Raw genomic sequence first — 17,055 nt, forward strand, 5'->3', positions numbered from 1 at the left:
ATACCGCTTTCGCTTTGACTACGATAAGATGCCTTATCTTAGCTTTATCCCGTATTAGCATACCTTTCGGTATGTTATCCGTGTGTATAGGGCAGGTTACCCACGCGTTACTCACCCGTCCGCCGCTAGGTTCCAAGAGCAAGCTCTTTTCCCCTCGCTCGACTTGCATGTGTTAGGCACGCCGCCAGCGTTCATCCTGAGCCAGGATCAAACTCTCAAAATAAACTTCGTTTATGTCGCCAACGAAATTCTAACGAATTTCCGTTGCTCAAAATAAACTTTGGCTTCGTATTTATATTCAACCTACTGTTTAGTTTTCAAAGTTCAATTTTTTTCGTGTCTTAACGACAAGTAATAATATATCACCTTTATTTTTTATTGTCAACACTTTTTTTAAATTTTTTTATTGAAATTTAAAAAATATACATACATTAACAAAATTGCTATAATAATATTATATAAAATGAATTAACCTATTTTACTTGGAGGGTTTAATTATGATGGATAGTACAAATTATAAAATTATAGAGATACTTCAAAAAGATGGAAGGATTTCTATGAAAGATTTAGGAAAAATGGTCGGTTTAACTTCACCAGCTGTATCAGAAAGAGTTAAAAGATTAGAAGAAACAGGGGTAATAGAAGGATATAAAGCTGTAATAAATCCTAAAAAATTAAACAAAAATATAAATGCTTTTATAAATATAGGTCTTCCCGCTGATAAATATAAAGAATTTTTAGAATTTGCAAATGCAAACAACAACATAATAGAATGTCACCATATAACTGGTCAGGATTGTCTAATTTTAAAAGTCATGGTAGAAAGTATGGACGAACTCGAAAAATTAATCGACAAAATAAAACAAGTAGGAAGAACTCAAACTTATATAATCCTTTCTTCCCCTATTGAATCTAAACCTATATTATAAAAAGAGGTAGGGGAAATTATCTACCTCTTTTTATTTAAAATATGTTAAGAAGTATTCCCGCTGCAACAGCTGAACCAATAACTCCTGCAACATTTGGTCCCATGGCATGCATTAAAAGAAAATTCGATGGATTTTCTTCAACTCCCATTTTTTGCACAACTCTTGCTGCCATAGGTACAGCTGAAACTCCAGCAGCACCTATCATAGGGTTTATTTTTCCTTTACTCAATCTATACATTATTTTGCCAAATATAACTCCAGATGCAGTTCCTACTGAAAATGCTATAAGTCCAAGTGTTATTATACCGAGAGTTTGAAAAGATATAACAGTATTTGCATCTGCTTTTGCTCCAACTGTAAGCCCTAAAATAATCGTTATTATGTACATCATTGAATTTTGAGCAGTTTCAACTAGTTTTGGTACTACTCCTGATTCTCTAATAAGATTTCCAAACATAAGCATACCTATTAAAGGTGCAGAAGATGGTAAAAGTAAAATTGTAAAAACTGCTACTATAATTGGAAATAGTATTTTTTCCTTTTTAGATACAGGTCTTAATTGTTCCATTTTAACTTTTCTCTCTTCCTCTGTAGTCAAAAATTTTATAATAGGAGGTTGAATAATAGGAACTAATGCCATATACGAATAAGCTGCAAGTGCTATAGGTCCTAATAAATCTTTTGCTAATTGACTTGTAAGATATATTGCAGTAGGCCCATCAGCTCCGCCAATTATACCAATAGATGCAGCCTCAGCTCCTGTAAACCCAAGTAATATCGCCCCTACAAAAGAAAAGAATATTCCAAACTGTGCAGCTGCTCCTAATAAAATACTTTTTGGATTTGCAATAAGCGGTCCAAAATCAGTACTAGCTCCCACACATAAAAATATAAGCGGTGGATAAATCCCAAGTTTTGTTCCCATATATAAATAATGAAGTAATCCAGTATCTTTCATTAAATCAGCTTTTGGCAAATTCACCAAGAGCATTCCAAACGATATAGGAATTAACAAGTACGGTTCATAACCTTTTTTTATAGCTAAATAGAGAAATATAAACGATACTAAAATCATAATAAATTCCTTATAAGTTATAACCGAAAAACCTGTTGAATTCCAAAAGCTTTGTAACATTTCCAACATACCATCACCCCCTTTTACTGTATTTATGCTATTGTAATTAAAACATCTCCAGCTGCTACACTTGCCCCCTGCGATATATTTATTGAAGATATTTTTCCGTTTATCGGAGCAACTATTTCATTTTCCATTTTCATCGCTTCTAAAATGAGAAGTACCTCTCCTGCTTGAACATTATCACCCTCATTTACATTGACAGAAACAATAGTTCCTGGCATAGGAGCTTTTACACTTTCCCCACGATCAGAAGATTTCTTTTGTTGTGTAATAGGTGTTACTTTTTCTATTTTATCTTTTGTATCGTTTACTTCATTAATTTCCTCTACTTCAACTTCATAAGTTTTTCCATTTAAACTTATTCTATATTTCTTCATTGCAATTTCCCCCTTACGCTACTCTCTTTATGCTCTTAATTCTAAGTTTTGCATTATTTTGATTATTACTAGCCAAAACCGCAGCTGTAAGTGCTGCTACAAGATCTAATTCTTCATCTAATTCCTTTATCTCTTTATACTCGTTATTTTCAGCTACAGTAGCTGCTGTTTCCAACTCTTTTTTGTAAAAAACAAATTTAAAAAGCTCTAAAATTTGAGAAATAACAAAAAGACTTATAAATACTATACTCATACTTAAAAAAGTAATTTTAAGCGATTGCAAAATAGTTATGCTTTCCATAAACATACCCTCCTTACATAATAACTTCTATATTACAAACCTCTTCTCTCCTATTTTCTAAAAAACTCTTTGCAACTTGAGGAAAAAGAGCATACGATAATATATCTTCTTCACTTTTATATAAACCTTGAATCTCTTTTTTTACATTATCAAATCCAGGTTTTAAAAGATCTGCTGGTCTTATAGTTATAACTTCTTCATCTCCTATTATCTTTTTCTTTATATCTTCTTTTATAGGAGCTGGAGTTTTTCCGTAAAGCCCTCTTACATAATCTTTTATTTCTTTAGGCACCATCTTATATCTTTCTCCTATTAATACATTAAATACAGCTTGAGTACCTACCATTTGACTAAGAGGAGTTACTAAAGGTGGATATCCTAAGTCTTCTCTAACTTTAGGAACTTCTGCTAGGACTTCCTCGTATTTATCAACTGCATTTTGCATTTTAAGTTGAGATAAAAGATTTGAAAGCATTCCCCCCGGAACTTGATAAGTTAATGTTTTAGGTTCAGTATTTAATACTTTAGGATTTAAAATTCCATTTTCTAAATATTTTTTCTTTATAGGTTTAAAATACGATGCTATATCATTTAAAGCTTTTATATTGAGCATCGGATCTCTTTCGCTTTCTGATAGCGATATAGCTAATGACTCAGTTGATGGCTGTGATGTTCCCCCTGAAAAAGGAGATATAGCTGTATCTATAATATCAACTCCAGCTTCAACCGCCTTCATATATGTCATTGACGCTGTTCCACTAGTACAATGAGTATGAAGTTCTACAGGAAGATGTGTAATCTCTTTTATTTTGGTTATAAGTTCAAATGATTTATAAGGAGTAAGTATTCCCGCCATATCCTTTATACATATAGAGTCAGCTCCCAGTTCTTCCATTTGTTTTACTAATTTTACATAATACTCTATTGTATGCACTTTACTTGTTGTGTAAGATATGGCACACTGGCAATGTGCTTTTTCTTTTTTTATAGTTTTTATTGAAGTTTCTAAGTTTCTCACATCATTTAGAGCATCAAATACTCGAATTATATCTATACCATTTTCTATAGATTTTTGTATAAATTTTTCAACTATATCATCAGGATAGTGTTTATATCCTAATATATTTTGCCCTCTTAAAAGCATTTGAAGCTTTGTTTTTTTTATTCTTTTTCTTATTTCTCTTAATCTTTGCCATGGATCTTCATTTAAAAATCTAAGACATGCATCAAATGTAGCTCCTCCCCAAACCTCCATGGCATGATATCCAACTTCGTCCATAACTTCGAGTATTGGAAGTATCTCATCAGTTGTAAGTCTTGTAGCTATAAGAGATTGATGAGCATCTCTTAAAACAGTTTCTGTTATTTTAATTTTGCTCACTCCATTCACCTCTTTATAAAATAACTAAATATTAATAGCTCTTTCAATTCTTTTAAGTCCTTCTTTTATATTCTCAATAGAAGTTGCATAAGAAAGTCTTATATAATTTTCAACTCCAAACCCAATTCCAGGAACAACTGCTACTTTAACCTTTTCAAGAAGATAATCAGCAAAATCCATTGAATTTTTAATTTTAATTCCATCAAATTCTTTTCCTATTATTTTAGATATATTTACCATTACATAAAATGCACCTTTAGGTTCTTTACACGATAAATTAGATATATTATTTATCTTCTCAACCATATATTTTCTTCTTTCATCAAAAGCTTTTACCATATCATTTACCACTTCTTGATCTCCCTTTAAAGCTGCAATAGCTGCATATTGAGCAATTGTATTTGGATTTGATGTAGCATGACTTTGAATATTTGTCATTATTTTAGTTATTTCCTTATTAGCTGCGCTATATCCTATTCTCCACCCTGTCATTGCATATCCTTTTGATACTCCATTTATAACTATTGTCAAATCTTTTATTTTTTCATTAAATGATGCTATGCTAATATGTTTTCCTTCATAAATAAGTTTTTCATAAATTTCATCAGATATTATATAAATGTTATTATTAACTGCAATATCAGCTATCTCTCTCAATTCACTTTCAGTATAAACTGCTCCTGTCGGATTATTGGGACTATTTAATATTATTGCTTTAGTTTTTTTACTTACAGCTTTCAAAAGATTTTCTCTTGTGTATTTAAATCCATATTCTTCTAAAGCTTCAACAAATACCGGTACAGCATCTGCTAATTTTACAAGCTCTGGATAACTAACCCAATAAGGAGTGGGAATTATAACTTCATCTCCCGGATTGCATATAGCTTGTAGTGCATTAAATAGCGAATGTTTTGCCCCGTTAGATACAACTATATTTTCTGAAGTATATTCTAAATCATTGTCATTTTTAAACTTTTCACATATAGCTTCTTTTAACTGTGAAAGACCAGATGCCGCTGTATAGCCTATATTTCCATTTTGAATGACATCTATTGCCGCATTTCTTATATGTTCTGGTGTTTTAAAATCAGGTTCTCCTGCACCAAAACTTATTACATCTTCACCATCTGATTTCATTTTTTTTGCTTTTGCTGTAATAGCAAGTGTTACTGATGGTGAAATCTTTATATTTTTTATGGATAAACTTTTTTTCATCAATCTCTCCCCTTATTTTTTATATTCCTTTTTAACATCATTTTAACAAGTTATTTCCATTAAGTACAGTTGTTTAAAAAGACTTTTTGGTAAAACCGCTTTATTATTTAAATTATTTTTCTAATTTGTGTTGTTTTTTTAATGTATAATTTTTAGTATTTTTAATGTGAAATTTAGAAATAATAAACTTAGGAGGTGCATATATGTTTATACGAAGAGCTCAAGAAATACTACAATCTAATGATATAGTTGAAGTCCTTTACAAAAATGAACCTATATGGATTGAAAGAGTTGATAATAAAACAGAAACCGCATACGTAAGAAGTTTAAACAACGATAAAAGAATGGAAGTTCCAATTTTAGATTTAATCGAAAACAAAAATAGAAAACATTAAACCATGGCTTTTTTGCCATGGTTTATTAATTTACATCTTCATAAGATGCTCCAAATATAGTTTCTTTTTTTACTAATTTATTGTCATTTACAAGTCTATCTAGTTCTTCCTTTAACTTAGACACATCTATCTCAACACCATTTTGTTCAAGCGTTATCAAAACATCTTCAAGAGCTATTTCTCTTATAGGAAGCTTGTCCTTTATCAAATTATATATTTTATTTTTAGATTCTTCTATAAATAAAGCAAGTTCATCAAATGGATTTTCAGTATGAGGACTAGTGCTTTTAGCCATTCTTATTCTAACAGGTATAGTTCTTCCTATTATAGCTGAAGATATAAATGTATCTCCTGATCTTAAATACGGAAGTCTTTTTGCTTCTTCTGCACTTATATCGGTTTCTTCTTTTATAGTAGATATATCTGAAGCTCTTACTGTTCTAAATACAAATTTAGTGTTAAGTTGCGCTGTAACAGTTTCATCAAGGAGAGTAGGTCTTTGGGTTGCAAGTATTAAAAATACTCCGTATTTTCTACCTTCTTGAGCTATTTCTTTTATTATACTTTTAGAAGGAGAATCAAAGCCCTTTGGAGCAAAATTATGAGCTTCATCTGTAACTATTATAAAAGGTGGGAAAAATTCTGCATCTTCTATTTCTTTGTATTTTGAATCTTTGTAATTTCTTCTTTTATGATAAAGTCTGTTTAAAAGATAAGTCGAAAATACTTGTATAAGCCTCATATCTCCTTGTATAACTATGAGTTTTCCTTTTTTAAGTCCATCTTCTATTGGATCTATGTCCTTTGAAAAAATACCTTCATTATAAAGTCTATTAAGTCTCCATATTATACCACTCACAGAAGCTGCTGGACACTTATTATTGTATTCTAAAAATAATTTTTGTATTTCTTTGTATTTTTCTTCTTCATACGGATTTGAAGAGTTGATTATTTTTTCATATATTTTTTTCTCCGAACCAATTCTATGTCCTTCTGCTAAATAGTCAAGTCTTTTTGAAAAAGTAAGATAAGTATCTTTCTTTTTATAAAGTGTATCTATAACATTACTCATAGAATCTGTTAAACTGCCCGATGCTGATAAAAGCTTTTTAAGTTCATTTTTATCTAAGTCTTCAAATTTTACTCCTACATCAATCCCTATTTGATATATATTAAATTTATCTTTAAAATCAGTTAAATACTTTTCTTCTAAATCAGTACATTTATTTGAAAAATCCATTTCAAAATGAGGATCGAGTATTACAGTTGGAATATTTAATTTCATAATTTCTTCAAGAATTACTCTTGTACCAAAACTTTTTCCAGAACCAGACCCTCCAAATATACCTATATGAGGATATTGTTGCATTTTTCTTATATCAAATATAAAAGGTATTCCCTTTTGATTCCTAATACCATTTTTATCCCATATACAAAAAAGATCTTTTAGTTCATCATCCATGCTCTCTGCCATATCTTCTGTCGATTTAACTTCACCGAGTAAAAGCCCTTCTTCTTTTTTACATTTTATAAATAAACTTTTCACTTCATCAAATCTTGGCTTTCTAGCTCTAGCTCCTGTACAAATAGGGTAATCTGCTTCTTCTAAAAGTCTTACCTTGGCTAAATGTATTGTTTCTTCTCCAACTTCATAACCAAGCTGATTAAGTGCATTTAAAACATTTGAATCTATTAATCCTCCATTTACATTTAAAGGTATGTATCTATTATATGACATTGTTTCAAATACTTCCCCTAATTGATCGTTTTGATAGTCATCTTCTATAATTATTATTTCATTGATTTTAAAAGGTCTTATTTTAGTTACAACAGTTACTTCTTGTTGAGTAGTAAATCCCACAACCTGCATTTTATTTTCTCCTTTCCTTTTAATTTATAGGCTTCTGTTTTCTCTTTTAGGTTTCAAAAATAAATTTACTAATTCTTTATCTATATAAGTTTCAACTAAAGCATTCATCATTTCATCAGAAATTTTAACTTCTTTATCCACTATATCAAGCCATATAGGTATTCCTCTTGAATGTTTAGGAGTTAAAGTATATACTGTGTTGCAAATTTCATCTAAGTAATCTCTCTGTTCCTCTAAGAAATCTAATCCTATGACATTCGGGTCAGATGATGTTCTTAAAAAACAAGAACTTATTCCCGCTTCACCCTTCTTTGATTTTTTAGAATTTATATAAATATATTCACTTTCCTTTAAAAGTCCAAATAATATTTCCTTATCGTATGTATTTTCATCTATGCTTATTTCTTTTTTTAAAAAAGACACCATTTCTTTTGTTTTTATTTCTTCTATTACTCCTATTAATAATACATTATTATTAATAGCTGCCTTTTTGAGTTTTTCCCATTCACTTGAACATTTTATTCTATAAGTCATCAACGAACCATCCATCATTAATATATAAGGATTGTGTTTTTGTATAGATTCTAATGCCGCATCTACCTCAAGTTGTGCCATAATATTTTTTTCTTTATCTTCTGCTTCTTTTAAATCTAAACTATCAATTAACGGAGAATACACAATAGACTTAAAAATAGGTTTTTTTCTCAAATCCATGGCTTTTGCTAAAGACTGTATCGCCATTAAATAATGCGGAAACAAATTTCCTATTTTATTTTTACTTCCATCTACTCCTATTATATCTCCTTTTTCATGTATTTTTTTAAGTTCAATTTGATTTAATTTTTTCATTTTTTTTATATTTAAAATGCCCCTTATTTTTTTAGTTTCTATGTTTTTTATAGGTTTATATTTATTTTTTAATTCCAAATTAACTTTTTTAAAATCATTAATTAAATTATTGTTTAATTCCAATTTTAATTCCCCCTTTATGTTAAGTTTATGTTAAATCTAAGTAAATTCATTCACTTTTGATTGACTTTTATTCCCAAACCTGCTATTATTTTAATATGTAAATTGTCGAAAAATGTTACATAATAATTTTATACAGGGAGGTAATAATATGAAATCTACTGGAATAGTAAGAAAAGTCGATGAATTAGGAAGAGTTGTTATTCCTATAGAGTTAAGAAGAACTTTAAATATAGCTGAAAAAGATGCCTTAGAAATATACGTTGATGGCGAAAGTATAATATTAAAAAAATACGAGCCTGCTTGCATATTCTGTGGAAATGCAAAAGATGTTAAACACTATGAAGGCAAAAACATTTGTATTTCTTGCATAGATAAATTATCACAAATAAAGTAGTAATATTTTAAAAATCCCAACAATGGGATTTTTTTATATATCTAAAACTTCTTGATATACTTCATTTTTTCGAAGCTTTCTTTCTTTTGCTACGTATTTTATAGCTTCTTTTTTACTCATTCCTTCATCTACGAGTTTGATTACATATTCTCTTAAACTTAAATCTTCATTATTATTTGTTATTTCTATATCTTCACTAAATCCTTCTACTATAAGTACAAATTCTCCTTTTATTTCTCTATTTTCAAATATTTCTAAAGCATCTTCTATACTACTTCTTATTATTTCTTCATATTTCTTAGTAAGTTCTCTCGATATACATATATTTCTATTCCCTAATATGCTTAACATATCTTTTAGTGTATTTTTTAATCTATGTGGAGATTCATAGAATATAAGTGTTCTTTTTTCATATTTTAAATTTTCTAATTCCTTTTTTCTGACTTTTTTATCCCTATTCAAAAATCCTTCAAACGCAAATTTTTTAGTAACAAGCCCTGATCCTACAAGTGCAGTTACAAAAGCAGTTGCTCCAGGTAACACCTCTACTTTTATTCCTTCATCTATTGCAAGTTTTATTATATCTTCACCTGGGTCTGAAATTCCCGGCATTCCAGCATCTGTAATCAGTGCAACATTTTCGCCAGACAAAATTTTATCTATTATTACTCTTCCTTTACTTTCTTTATTATGTTCGTGATAGCTAGTTAATGGTTTTGTTATATTAAAGTGATTTAAAAGTTTTATACTATGCCTAGTATCTTCAGCAGCAATTAAATCAACTTCTTTTAATGTGTTTAATGTTCTAAATGTTATATCTTCTAAGTTTCCTATTGGTGTTGGACATACAAAAAGTTTTCCTTTCATTTAAATCTCTCCTATATCTTCTTTTGCATAAATTTCTTTTATTTTGTCAGTATATTCGCCATTCTCTTTATATACATAAAGAGGTTCTAATACTTTAAGCTCTGGTTTTCCTGCTTTTGTAAATTGAATAAGCATAAGGTTTGGAGCTTTTCCTACTTTTGGATGAATAAATTGTATAATTTTTGGCTCTAACTTATATTTTCTAGATAAAGTCATAATATCCGCAAGTCTTATAGGCCTATGTACCATATAAAATTTGCCATGGTGCATTAAAAGCCTCGATGCAGATTTTATTACATCTTCTAAGTTGCACATTATTTCATGTCTTGATATTGCTTTTTTATCATTGATATTTTTAATTCCATCAGTATGCATATATGGAGGATTTGATGTTACAACGTGAAAAGTATTAACAGGCAAAATATTTTCTATATTTTTTATATCTTCATTTATTATTTTAACCCTATCTTCTAATTTATTGAGTTTTACAGATTTTTTTGCCATGTCAGCTACTTCTCTTTGTATTTCAACTCCTATTATTTCCTTAGCTTTACTTTTGCCAGCTATAAGTATCGGTATTATACCTGTTCCTGTTCCTAAATCTACAACTTTAGAGTTGTTCTTTATTTTAGTAAAATTAGCAAGAAGTACTGCATCTATTCCAAAGCAAAATCCTTCTTTATCTTGAATTATTCTTAATCCTTTTATTTGAAGATCATCTATTCTCTCTGTATCTTTTAATATTACGTCCATTTTCCATCTCCTCTTTTGTTTTTTCGTTATAAAAGGTAGGAAAAATCCTACCTTTAATCTTCAAGTTCTTTTAATTCATCTGGTATTTCTTCAGCTACAGTTTCACAATTTGAACAACATTCTCTACATTTTTTATCTTCTAATATTTTTATCTCGTGAATATTATATATTTTTATTTCTCCATGTTTTGAATTTTCTAATTCAACTTTTAATTGTTCTAAAAGTGTATTTGTTTCTACTACTTTTCCCTTACCATCAGGAGTCATTACTATTGATGATACAGATGGCATTTTTTCAAGTATTTCACTGTAAACATTGTGTTCGTATTTTAAACAACAAAAAAGCCTTCCACATATGCCTGATATTTTTGTAGGATTAAGAGAAAGTTCTTGATCTTTTGCCATTTTAATAGAAACAGGTTGAAAATCTCCAAGCCATGTAGCACAGCAAAGAGGTCTTCCACAAGGTCCTAATCCACCTATTGATTTTGCTTCATCTCTTACTCCTATTTGTCTTAATTCTATTCTAGTTTTAAATATAGCAGCTAAATCTTTAACAAGTTCTCTAAAATCCACTCTGCCTTCTGCTGTAAAGTAAAAAATAAGCTTATTTCTGTCAAATGTATATTCAGAATCTATTAAATACATATCAAGACCGTGTTCTTTTACTTTTTCTAAACAAATATCAAAAGCTTCTCTTGCTTTTTTCTTATTTTCCATGTATATCTCTTTATCTTCATCTGTTGCTATTCTAACTATAGGCTTTAATTGAGATACTATTTCATCTTCTGTAACTTCCTTAGGCCCTACTATTATTTTACCATATTCAAGTCCTCTTGCTGTTTCCACTATAACGTCCATATCTTTTTGCACTGTAAAATCTAAAGGATCAAAATAATATATTTTTCCCGCTTTTTTAAATCTAATCCCTACAACTTTTATCATTTAATCACCTCATGTATATTTAAAACCATGGCACTAATTGCTAAATTAAAATTACAATTACTTATAAGTTTTTTCTTAGTTTCCTCTATTATATCAATAATACTTGAAATTTGGGAATAGGTAAGTTCTTTACTTAAATCTTTTAAAAAATTTATTCTATCTATATTTATGATAATATTTTCATCTACATTTTCTTTTATAAATATTAAATCTCTAAAATAAGTAGTAAGCATATCCAATATATTAATTATATCGTCTTTATTTTTTTCTAATTTCGAGTTTATATTGAGCATATCCACTACATCATTGGACAAAATTATATTTATATAATCTTCTATTTCTTCTCTTTTTTTATTAAAATCTTCTGATTCCAACAATTCTAAAGCATTAGCCAGTATTCCCATTGAAAATGAAGATACAACTTTTGCTTTGTTTCTATCTATATTTTTATGTTTTATTAAATAATTTTCTATATCAACTAGAGACAATGGTGAAAATTTTATAACTTCACATCTAGATTTTATAGTATCCAAAAGTGTTGCACTATTTTTGACAATTAATATTAAAACTGCATATTCAGGTGGCTCTTCTAATGTTTTTAATAGAGCATTTTGAGCTTGTACAGTCATTTTGTCACAGTCTTCTAATATATATATTTTTTTATTTTTATAAGGTTTTACTACTATATCCGACTGCATATTTCTTATCTGTTCTATTTTAAATGATGAACCTTTAGGAGTTAATAATTTAAAATCAGGACTATTTTCTAAATTGTTTATATTTAATAGTATTTTACTAAATTCCATAGCAAATGTCTTTTTACCGACACCGCTAGGGCCCTCAAATAAATAAGCGTGGTTTATTCTATCTTTTTTTATAGAATTTATAATAAATCTTTTCGCTATATCTTGTCCAATTATATTCTTAAAATACATATCTATCTCTCCAAAAACTCATCTATTATATTTATTATTCTCTCATGAACTTCCTCAATAGAATCATCTGCTTTGACTACTTTTATTCTATCTGGATATAAATTTTTCAATTTTTTATATCCTTTAAATACTTGTTTGTGAAAAAAATCCTCTTCGCTTTCTAATCTATCTAAATCTCCTCTATTTTCTTTTCTCTTTTTTGCTACTGACATATCTATATCAAATAACAATGTAAAATCTGGAATTATATCTCCCATAGCAAATAAATTAATATCATATACATTTTTTATTCCTAAATTTCTTCCCAATCCTTGATATACTATACTTGAATCTACAAATCTATCACATATTACAATTTTACCGTCATTTAATGCTGGCTTTATACGTTCTTCTACGTGCTGAGCTCTCGATGCAGCATATAGTAGTGCTTCAGTTTTTGGATGCATATTTTTATTTTCTTTATCCAATATTATATCTCTTATTTTTTCACTTATATGTGTTCCTCCTGGCTCTCTAGTTAATACGACATCATATCCTTTGTTTTCTAAGTACTCTTTTAAAAGTTTTATCTGTGTAGATTTGCCAGAGCCATCTGGCCCTTCAATTGTTATAAATAACCCTTTCAATATATCACCTCTAATCTATAACTTGTATGTATTCTAAATTTTTATCTTTAATTCCTGTAATATTCGTTCCCATTTCTTTAGATTTTTTTATATAATCTACTACTTCTTTAGTTATTTCTTCTCCAGGAGATATTATGCTTATTCCAGGAGGATATGGAATTAGATATTCTCCACATATTTTCCCTATAGATTTTTCTATTTTTATACTTTTTTTACATGAATAAAAAGCATCTCTTGGATTTAGTATTTTTTTAGGTATAACAGTTGGATAATTTATTTCAATTAAATCTTTATCTCCTACTTCACTGTCTATTTGAATTAATGCTTCTTTTAGTTTTTCAAAATCTTCTTTAGTATTTCCAATGCTACATACTAATAATACACCATAAGGATTTGAAAGTTCCACTTGTATATTATATTTATATCTTAATATATTTTCTATTTCATGTCCGCTTTTTTTGAGCTTTTTAGTTATGATATATAGTTTTGTTATATCTTGCCCTTTCATTTTAAATACTTCTATATTTTTTAGATTATCTATAAACTTTACAATATCATTTATATTTTTTATTAAACTATTCATCAATTCTTTACCATTGTTTTTATATATATTGACTGCCATTTCAAGAGATGACATCAATATATAAGAAGGAGATGAAGACTGTACTATTTTTAAAAATGATTTTAATCTATCTACATCAACCCTATTTCCTTTAACATGGAGCATAGATGATTGAGTAAAAGCTGGTAATGTTTTATGAGTACTTTGAATAATTATATCTGCACCGAGTTCAATTGCTGATTCTGGCAAAAATTTACTCAAACCTAAATGTGAGCCATGGGCTTCGTCAACTATTAAAATTTTACCTTTATTGTGCACATAATCCGCTATTTTTTTTATATCTATATTAACTCCATAGTAAGTAGGATATGTTATAATCACTCCTTTTGCATCTTCATTATCATCAAGTGCTTTTTTTATATCTTCAAAAGCCACTCCCAAAGATATGCCTGAATTAAAATCCACACTTGGATTTACATATATTGGTTCTAAATCCGATAATATACAAGCATTTACAACAGATTGATGACAATCTCTATTTACTATTATTTTATCTTTAGGATTACATATTGACATAATAGATGCATATATACCACAAGTAGTACCATTTACTAAAAAAAAAGTATGATCACTATTAAATACTTCCGATGCTATTTCTTGAGACTTTTTTATTACACTTTCAGGAAAATGAAGATTATCAGTACCCGGTATTTCAGTTGTATCTATATTAAATATATTTTTTCTGTACTTTATATAGTTTATTTTTTTATATATACTTCCTTTTTTATGTCCTGGAACATGAAAAGAAACTACATTTTTATCTACTATTTCATAAAGAGCGTCAATCAAAGGCATATTATCCATAAAATCATCTCCTAATTAAACATTTCTTATTAATCATAACAAAAAAAAACACATTATTCTATATAAAAAAAGCTATACCGTCTGTATAGCTTTTTAATTCTAAGATATATTATTTCTCCAAAGGCTTTTTAACCTACTTCTATAATACTCCATTTTAAGCTCGCTCGCATCTTCATTTATCATTTCTTGCTCACAATCCCTACATACATAACTTCCCAAAATCTCTATCCAATTTTCACATTCTCGATTACATATATAGCATATTTGTTTTTCTTTCATTTTTTCATCTCCTTCCTTTATTTTTTATTATTTCCTTAATTTTTTAGTTAATACATCTTCAAAAATAATCAAAAAATTTCCTTGGAAATAAAAAAGTCTTTATTCTAAAGATTTTACAATGTAAACTTTTTTAAAATTTCATGGCGCCAACGAATTCTAACAAATTCCGTTGCTTAAAACTCATAACGGAATTTATATTTATCCACAATTTAAATAGGAATATAATTTCCTATTCGTTATAAAAAAAAAAAGAAGCATATATTTTATGCCTCTTTAACTTAAAATTACATCTGCCATAACTACCCCAACTACATTACTATTTTCACCTTTTATTGGAACAGCAATAGCTACACAGTAATTTCCTGTATCTGTTGAAATATATGGTTTTGATTTAAATTCTTTTCCTTTCATTCCTTCTTTAAAATACTTTCTGTGTTTAAAATTATATACAAAATCATCTTCATCTATATTAGAAACAGCGCTATACCCTTCCTTATTCAAAGCACAAATAATCTCAAAATACGGCTTTGAATTGACTATATCTTTTAATTTTTTTCTAGCTTCTTGCCCATAAGATTTTTCTAAAATACTCGTATCTTTAGCTATATCTCTCAATACTTTAAATGACTCATCTATTCTTCGATTCATTTGATCTGTTATATTAAAACTATCTAAATATTTTCTCACATATCCAAATGTTTCTTGAGACATATTTTCAAGTTCTGAAACAGATGATGCTATAGACTGTATAGCCGATGAATGTTCCATACTTTCTTCGTTTATTCTATAAGACACTTGATTTGTCGTATCTACTATCAAAGTAAAATCCTTTACAATTTTATTTACTTCTTCTGCTAATTTTAATTGTTCTATTGAATTATCGTATATTTTTTCAACATCTTTTATTACTTGTTCAGATGTATTGTATATATTACCTAAAGAAACTATAGATTCATCTGCTACGCTCATATCTTCATTTACCAAACTCATTTCTTTTTGTATTTTATTAGATATATCTATTATTTTTTCTGTAACCAAATTTATTATATCTGATATTTTTCCAACAGAATTTGAAGATTGAACTGCAAGATTTCTAATTTCTTCTGCTACAACTGCAAAACCTCGTCCAGCTTCTCCTGCTCTTGCCGCTTCAATCGCAGCATTTAAAGCCAATAAATTAGTTTTATTCGAAATTCCTTCTACTTCGTCTATAATATTGTATATATCCTTCACCTCATGAGTAAGATTTACAACTTCACTAGCTATATCATTTCCAACATCCTTACTTCGTTTTAGAAGTTTTATAACCATTGTGAAAACTTCTTTATTTTCTTTAATCACTTGATTCATATTTTTTACTTCATTTATAGCTCTTTCAGAATTAGTTTTTGATACATTTGCATATTCAAATAACTTATCAGATGTATGTTCTAATTTTTTCATTTCTTCTGTTTGAGAATTAATTGTTTTTGACAAATCATCAATAGATGTCAATATTTCTTCAAAAGCCAAAGAATTATTATATATGTTTTGAGAAATTACATTTGTATTTTCATTAAGCCTCTCTGAAAGCGAATATATATTTCCTATAATTATCCTCACATCATGTAAAAATTTGTTTAAATTTTCTCCTAATTTTCCTAATTTTAAACTAAATTTTTGATTTAAATTCCTTTGTTTTAACATTTCAGATTTTTCTATATCTTCTTCAGATAAATTAATACTACTAAATATTCTATTAGATACAATATTCAATATAAGCAATAATACAAATACTCCCACAAAAAAATATAGTCCTTCAAGTTTTTTTATAAAATAAATAATTACTGTACCTAAAATTGTATTTAATAAAACATTAAATTTTTTCATATTACTTCCCCCATATATTTTTATAGTATACTTAGTATACTTTAATTTTATATATTTTTTTAAAAAAACTCAATATTTTATGAAAAATTTAATTAGTTTGTAACTATTTCAAAAAATAAAAAAAGATTACGTGGCTACGTCCTACTCTCCCAGGAGGTCTCCCTCCAAGTACCATCGGCGCTGAGGAGCTTAACCTCTGTGTTCGGAATGGGAACAGGTGTATCCTCCTCGCTATTGTAACCACATAATCTTTATTTTTTTTCATACTTTCAAAACTGCACAGATTTATTGGTCAAGTCCTCGACCTATTAGTATCCATCAGCTGAACTCATTACTGAGCTTACACCTTGGACCTATCTACCAGGTAGTCTTCCTGGGGTCTTA

18 protein-coding genes and 3 rRNA genes are annotated in these 17,055 nt (G+C 28.4%); 3 read left to right on the forward strand and 18 right to left on the reverse strand.

Translation table 11 applies throughout. The features are described 5' to 3' along the window. Positions 1-223: ribosomal RNA gene (locus BUA19_RS10595) — 16S ribosomal RNA — on the reverse strand; the annotation flags it as partial. Positions 224-500: 277 nt separating this feature from the next. On the opposite strand from BUA19_RS10595, the gene BUA19_RS10600 reads away from it, so the two are divergent. Further along, the gene (locus BUA19_RS10600) at positions 501-929 is read left to right on the forward strand and encodes an Lrp/AsnC family transcriptional regulator (RefSeq protein WP_072726379.1); all 429 of its coding nucleotides are present in this window, start codon (positions 501-503) and stop codon (positions 927-929) included. A 34-nt stretch (positions 930-963) separates the two neighbouring features. Here the strand turns inward: BUA19_RS10600 and BUA19_RS10605 are convergent, their stop codons facing one another. From BUA19_RS10605 to BUA19_RS10625, 5 genes are read right to left on the reverse strand one after another with little or no spacing between them, the layout of a single operon-like run. Beyond that, entirely contained in the window at positions 964-2,073 is a 1,110-nt protein-coding gene (locus BUA19_RS10605) for a sodium ion-translocating decarboxylase subunit beta (protein ID WP_072726350.1), read from the reverse strand. A 23-nt stretch (positions 2,074-2,096) separates the two neighbouring features. After that, entirely contained in the window at positions 2,097-2,444 is a 348-nt protein-coding gene (locus BUA19_RS10610) for an acetyl-CoA carboxylase biotin carboxyl carrier protein subunit (protein ID WP_072726352.1), read from the reverse strand. Between the two features lie 13 nt (positions 2,445-2,457). After that, entirely contained in the window at positions 2,458-2,745 is a 288-nt protein-coding gene (locus BUA19_RS10615; RefSeq protein ID WP_072726354.1) for an OadG family protein, read from the reverse strand. A gap of 13 nt (positions 2,746-2,758) precedes the next feature. Continuing rightward, positions 2,759-4,126: an oxaloacetate decarboxylase subunit alpha gene (locus BUA19_RS10620; protein ID WP_072726356.1), complete on the reverse strand. Its 1,368-nt coding sequence runs from the start codon at positions 4,124-4,126 to the stop codon at positions 2,759-2,761. A 24-nt stretch (positions 4,127-4,150) separates the two neighbouring features. Next, positions 4,151-5,341 (reverse strand): pyridoxal phosphate-dependent aminotransferase, encoded by a 1,191-nt coding sequence (locus tag BUA19_RS10625; protein WP_072726357.1) that lies wholly within the window; start codon positions 5,339-5,341, stop codon positions 4,151-4,153. A 203-nt stretch (positions 5,342-5,544) separates the two neighbouring features. Here BUA19_RS10625 and BUA19_RS10630 point away from each other — a divergent pair, with 203 nt between their 5' ends. Continuing rightward, on the forward strand, positions 5,545-5,736 hold the full coding sequence (locus BUA19_RS10630) for an H-type small acid-soluble spore protein (protein ID WP_072726359.1): 192 nt from the start codon (positions 5,545-5,547) through the stop codon (positions 5,734-5,736). A gap of 25 nt (positions 5,737-5,761) precedes the next feature. Here BUA19_RS10630 and BUA19_RS10635 read toward each other — a convergent pair whose 3' ends face one another. Both BUA19_RS10635 and BUA19_RS10640 read right to left on the reverse strand, forming a co-directional pair. Continuing rightward, positions 5,762-7,606 (reverse strand): ATP-binding protein, encoded by a 1,845-nt coding sequence (locus BUA19_RS10635; RefSeq protein WP_072726361.1) that lies wholly within the window; start codon positions 7,604-7,606, stop codon positions 5,762-5,764. Positions 7,607-7,630: 24 nt separating this feature from the next. Continuing rightward, positions 7,631-8,578, reverse strand: coding sequence for a DNA double-strand break repair nuclease NurA (locus BUA19_RS10640; protein WP_072726363.1), 948 nt, complete (start codon positions 8,576-8,578; stop codon positions 7,631-7,633). 148 nt (positions 8,579-8,726) lie between these two features. Here BUA19_RS10640 and BUA19_RS10645 point away from each other — a divergent pair, with 148 nt between their 5' ends. Then, positions 8,727-8,972: an AbrB/MazE/SpoVT family DNA-binding domain-containing protein gene (locus tag BUA19_RS10645; protein WP_072726366.1), complete on the forward strand. Its 246-nt coding sequence runs from the start codon at positions 8,727-8,729 to the stop codon at positions 8,970-8,972. A gap of 33 nt (positions 8,973-9,005) precedes the next feature. Here BUA19_RS10645 and rsmI read toward each other — a convergent pair whose 3' ends face one another. The 10 genes from rsmI to BUA19_RS10695 form a co-directional block, all read right to left on the reverse strand. Then, the gene (rsmI, locus tag BUA19_RS10650; protein WP_072726367.1) at positions 9,006-9,839 is read right to left on the reverse strand and encodes a 16S rRNA (cytidine(1402)-2'-O)-methyltransferase; all 834 of its coding nucleotides are present in this window, start codon (positions 9,837-9,839) and stop codon (positions 9,006-9,008) included. Further along, positions 9,840-10,592, reverse strand: coding sequence for a tRNA1(Val) (adenine(37)-N6)-methyltransferase (locus BUA19_RS10655; RefSeq protein WP_072726368.1), 753 nt, complete (start codon positions 10,590-10,592; stop codon positions 9,840-9,842). Between the two features lie 53 nt (positions 10,593-10,645). Next, positions 10,646-11,536 (reverse strand): PSP1 domain-containing protein, encoded by an 891-nt coding sequence (locus BUA19_RS10660; protein WP_072726369.1) that lies wholly within the window; start codon positions 11,534-11,536, stop codon positions 10,646-10,648. Beyond that, on the reverse strand, positions 11,533-12,471 hold the full coding sequence (locus BUA19_RS10665; protein ID WP_072726370.1) for a DNA polymerase III subunit: 939 nt from the start codon (positions 12,469-12,471) through the stop codon (positions 11,533-11,535). The genes BUA19_RS10660 and BUA19_RS10665 overlap by 4 nt, the downstream gene beginning before the upstream one ends. Positions 12,472-12,473: 2 nt before the next feature. Beyond that, positions 12,474-13,097, reverse strand: coding sequence for a dTMP kinase (tmk, locus tag BUA19_RS10670; protein WP_330389095.1), 624 nt, complete (start codon positions 13,095-13,097; stop codon positions 12,474-12,476). Positions 13,098-13,107: 10 nt separating this feature from the next. Beyond that, entirely contained in the window at positions 13,108-14,523 is a 1,416-nt protein-coding gene (locus BUA19_RS10675) for an aminotransferase class I/II-fold pyridoxal phosphate-dependent enzyme (protein WP_072726372.1), read from the reverse strand. A 99-nt stretch (positions 14,524-14,622) separates the two neighbouring features. Further along, complete coding sequence (locus BUA19_RS10680) at positions 14,623-14,802, reverse strand: sigma factor G inhibitor Gin (RefSeq protein WP_072726373.1); 180 nt, start codon at positions 14,800-14,802, stop codon at positions 14,623-14,625. Positions 14,803-15,075: 273 nt separating this feature from the next. After that, positions 15,076-16,671, reverse strand: coding sequence for a methyl-accepting chemotaxis protein (locus tag BUA19_RS10685; protein WP_072726374.1), 1,596 nt, complete (start codon positions 16,669-16,671; stop codon positions 15,076-15,078). A gap of 128 nt (positions 16,672-16,799) precedes the next feature. Continuing rightward, positions 16,800-16,916, reverse strand: a 5S ribosomal RNA gene (gene rrf / locus BUA19_RS10690). A 43-nt stretch (positions 16,917-16,959) separates the two neighbouring features. Next, positions 16,960-17,055, reverse strand: a 23S ribosomal RNA gene (locus BUA19_RS10695); the annotation flags it as partial.

The organism is Tepidibacter thalassicus DSM 15285 (assembly GCF_900129915.1).
Taxonomy (GTDB): domain Bacteria; phylum Bacillota; class Clostridia; order Peptostreptococcales; family Peptostreptococcaceae; genus Tepidibacter; species Tepidibacter thalassicus.